Origin of the sequence: Streptomyces sp. SID1328 (assembly GCF_009865595.1) — a bacterium.
GTDB classification, from domain to species: Bacteria; Actinomycetota; Actinomycetes; order Streptomycetales; family Streptomycetaceae; genus Streptomyces; species Streptomyces griseoluteus.
Genome location: NZ_WWKH01000215.1, coordinates 1 through 3448 on the forward strand (window position 1 = coordinate 1; position 3448 = coordinate 3448).

General features: G+C 72.1%; 5 protein-coding genes and 1 tRNA gene. 2 read left to right on the top strand and 4 right to left on the bottom strand.

Annotation, left to right across the window (positions count from 1 at the left end; genetic code table 11):
* Window positions 1-198 precede the first annotated feature (198 nt).
* Together GT030_RS06300 and GT030_RS06305 are read right to left on the bottom strand one after the other, a co-directional pair.
* Complete coding sequence (locus tag GT030_RS06300) at window positions 199-558, bottom strand: co-chaperone GroES (protein ID WP_161200230.1); 360 nt, start codon at window positions 556-558, stop codon at window positions 199-201.
* Window positions 559-650: 92 nt separating this feature from the next.
* Window positions 651-992: a DUF3618 domain-containing protein gene (locus GT030_RS06305; protein WP_161200231.1), complete on the bottom strand. Its 342-nt coding sequence runs from the start codon at window positions 990-992 to the stop codon at window positions 651-653.
* Window positions 993-1085: 93 nt separating this feature from the next.
* Here GT030_RS06305 and bcp point away from each other — a divergent pair, with 93 nt between their 5' ends.
* Together bcp and GT030_RS06315 are read left to right on the top strand one after the other, a co-directional pair.
* Window positions 1086-1553, top strand: coding sequence for a thioredoxin-dependent thiol peroxidase (gene bcp, locus GT030_RS06310; RefSeq protein WP_161200232.1), 468 nt, complete (start codon window positions 1086-1088; stop codon window positions 1551-1553).
* A 39-nt stretch (window positions 1554-1592) separates the two neighbouring features.
* Window positions 1593-1679: transfer RNA gene (locus GT030_RS06315), tRNA-Leu, on the top strand.
* Window positions 1680-1683: 4 nt separating this feature from the next.
* Here GT030_RS06315 and rdgB read toward each other — a convergent pair.
* Together rdgB and GT030_RS06325 are read right to left on the bottom strand one after the other, a co-directional pair.
* Entirely contained in the window at window positions 1684-2286 is a 603-nt protein-coding gene (gene rdgB / locus GT030_RS06320) for an RdgB/HAM1 family non-canonical purine NTP pyrophosphatase (RefSeq protein WP_135793657.1), read from the bottom strand.
* 43 nt (window positions 2287-2329) lie between these two features.
* Window positions 2330-3448: SGNH/GDSL hydrolase family protein (locus tag GT030_RS06325; RefSeq protein WP_161200233.1), on the bottom strand; the 1119-nt coding region annotated here is incomplete at its 5' end.

Sequence of the window (3448 nt, forward strand, 5' to 3'; positions counted from 1 at the left end):
GCCAGCCCGGTACGGGCGGCACGGGCGGCGGCGCCGACCCGGGCACGACCGGTCTGCCCGGCGGCTTCGTCGCCCCGCAGACGGCCCGGCGCCAGTAGCGGCGCACGGACAACGAGAAGGGGCTGACGACCACGGTCGTCAGCCCCTTCTCACGTTCTCCCGGCTCGGAGAGGGCGTCGGCTCGGAGAGGACCTCGGCTCAGAGGTACAGCCCGGTGGAGTCCTCCGACCCCTCGAAGCGGTCCGCGGCCACCGCGTGCAGGTCCCGCTCGCGCATCAGCACGTACGCCACGCCCCGGACCTCGACCTGGGCCAGATCCTCCGGGTCGAACAGGACCCGGTCGCCGGGCTCCACGGTCCGGACGTTCTGCCCGACCGCGACGACCGCCGCCCAGGCCAGCCGGCGCCCGACCGCCGCGGTCGCGGGGATCAGGATGCCGCCGCCCGAACGGCGCTCGCCCTCACCGGCCTCCTGCCGCACGAGGACCCGGTCGTGCAGCATCCGGATGGGCAGCTTGTCGTGGTGGGGGGTGCTCTGCTCGTCTCTGTTGGCGCTCACGTCTCCGAACCTACCTGCCCGGGCGGCGCGGACACGCCTCCGGGTCGCCACGGCTCCCCGCCGTGGCGACCCGGTCGCGGAAGTCCTCCGTACTAGCGCCGGCGGCGGTGCCTGCGCGTGCGCGACCCGGCGACGATCAGCCCGACCGTCCCGGCGACGATGAGCGCGGCGGGCACGATGCGCTCCACGCGCGGCGCGCCGTCGTCGTCCACGAACTGGTCGCGCACCTCGGTCATCACTCGGTTGACCTGCACGTACGCCCGCCCGAAGACACGGTCGACGCCGGCGACGGCCTTCGCCTTGGCATCCCCGACGATCGTCTTCGGGTGCACCCGCACCCCGATCTCGTCGAGCGTCTCGGCCAGCACAGCGCGACGGCGCTCGATGTCCGCCTCGATCTGCGCCGGTGTTCTGGTGTCCGACGTCTCCGCCACCGTACGGCCTCCGAAATCTCCTGATGCTGTTCCGGACAGTCTGTCAGCTCCACGCCACACCGCACGGCAGGGGCACCCGGTTAGGCTGGTCCGATGAGCGAGCGACTCGAGCCCGGGGACGTTGCCCCCGCCTTCACCCTGCCCGACGCCGACGGGAACGAGGTGTCCCTGTCGGACCACAAGGGCCGCAAGACCATCGTGTACTTCTACCCCGCGGCGCTTACCCCCGGCTGCACCAAGCAGGCGTGCGACTTCACCGACAACCTCGCCCTGCTGGCCGGCGCCGGGTACGACGTCATCGGCATCTCGCCCGACAAGCCGGAGAAGCTGGCCAAGTTCCGTGAGCAGGAGGACCTGAAGGTCACCCTCCTCGCCGACCCGGACAAGAGGGTGCTGGAGGCTTACGGCGCCTTCGGCGAGAAGAAGCTGTACGGCAAGACCGTCACCGGTGTCATCCGCTCCACGGTCGTCGTGGACGAGGACGGCAAGGTCGAGCGCGCGCTGTACAACGTCAAGGCCACCGGCCACGTGGCGAAGATCATCAAGGATCTGGGCATCTGAGGCCGCCGCCCGGCCGCTAGCATGGCCGGGCAGCAGCAGGCGGCCGTGGTGGAATTGGCAGTCACGCTGGGTTTAGGTCCCAGTGGGGTAACTCCCGTGAGGGTTCGAGTCCCTCCGGCCGCACCAGAATTCAGCCCAGCAGCTCCCGCACCACCGGGACCAGGGCCCGGAACGCCTTCCCGCGATGGCTGATGGCGTTCTTCTCGTCCGCGCTCAGCTCCGCGCAGGTACGGCTCTCGCCCTCCGGCTGGAGGATCGGGTCGTACCCGAAGCCACCCGTACCCGCCGGGGCCTGCCGCAGGGTGCCGCGGAGCTGCCCCTCCACCACCCGCTCGGTGCCGTCCGGCAGCGCCAGGGCGGCCGCGCAGGCGAAGTGGGCGCCCCGGTGCTCGTCCGCGATGTCGGAGAGCTGGGCGAGCAGCAGGTCGAGGTTGGCGGTGTCGTCGCCGTGCCGGCCGGCCCAGCGGGCGGAGAAGATGCCGGGGGCGCCGTTCAGCACGTCGACGCAGAGCCCGGAGTCGTCGGCCACAGCCGGCAGCCCGGTGGCCCGGGCCAGCGCGTGCGCCTTCAGCAGGGCGTTCTCCGCGAAGGTGACGCCGGTTTCCTTGACGTCCGGGATCTCGGGGAAGGCGTCGGCACCGATCAGCTCGTGCGGCAGCCCGGCGTCGGCCAGGATGGCCCTCAGCTCGGTGATCTTTCCGGCGTTACGGGTGGCGAGGATCAAGCGGGTCATGGGGGCCAGTATCCCCGGCCCCCTTGCGCCTCCCCGCCAGGGGTTACAGCTCCGCCTGTCCGGCGCCCTTCAGGAGCGACAGGTTCAGGGTCTCGGCCATGGTGTGGAAACCGAGGTCGCTGGGGTGCAGGTGGTCGCCGGAGTCGTACTTCGGGAGCATTCGGTGCGGGTCGCGGGGGTCCTTGAGGGCGAGGTCGAAGTCGACCACGGCGTCGTACACCCCGCCGGCCCGGATCTCCGCGTTGACCTGCCGGCGCATCCGGTCCAGGGCCGGCGTCCAGGTCCGGTGGCCGCCGAAGGGGGTCAGTGTGGCGCCGACGACCTTCAGGCCGCGCGCGTGCGCCTGCCGGACCAGGGCGCGCAGCCCGTCGGTGATCTTCTTGCCGCCGTCGGCCGAACGGGAGTGCGTGACGTCGTTGATGCCGAGGTCGATGACGACGACCTTGACGTTGGGCCGGGACAGCGCGTCGCGGCCGAAGCGGGACAGTCCGCTCGGGTTCTCGGCGGGCCGGCCCAGGCCGTCGGCCAGCACCTGGTTGCCGGTGATGCCCTCGTTGACGACGGAGTAGCGCGGCACGTCCGCCCCGCTCGCGGCGGCCGAGCGCAGCCGGGAGGCCAGCACGTCGGGCCAGCGGCGGTTCTCGCCCATGGTCGAGGTGATGCCGTCGGTTATGGAGTCGCCGAACGCCACGACCGTGCCGTCCGCCTCGTTGCTGAGCACGTCCAGCGCGGTCAGGTAACGCCAGTACGCGCTCCGCCCGGTGTACGGGATGCCCGTCGCCTCCTCGGTGCGGTCGCCGGGCGCCACGAACGAGATCTGCCGCGCGTGCGGGTGGATGGTGACCGGCCCGGAGGGCGTGGGGGAGTACGTGGTGACCAGAACGTCCTGGTCGTGCGGTACGACGATCCGCACCGCGTCGCTGACCGCCTGGCCGCCGGCCGGGATGGTGACGGCGTAGGCGCCGTCGAACGTCAGGCGGCGCATCGTTTCCGCACGGGCGGCGGCGGTGCCCCGGCCCGCCGAGAGGGCCACCGAGGCGTGAGTGATGGTCAGCGGCGCCTGCCCGTACAGGTTGGAGAGGGTGACGCGCGCGCTCGTACCGCCGGTGTTCGCGTGCACGACGTTGCGCACCGAGCGGCCCGCCAGGCCGGTGGCCTCGGT

What these genes read in the sequence shown, in the direction of transcription:
- bcp (WP_161200232.1), top strand. Translation starts at nt 1,086, where the DNA reads ATGAGCGAGCGACTCGAGCCCGGGGACGTTGCCCCCGCCTTCACCCTG.
- rdgB (WP_135793657.1), bottom strand. Translation starts at nt 2,286, where the DNA reads ATGACCCGCTTGATCCTCGCCACCCGTAACGCCGGAAAGATCACCGAG.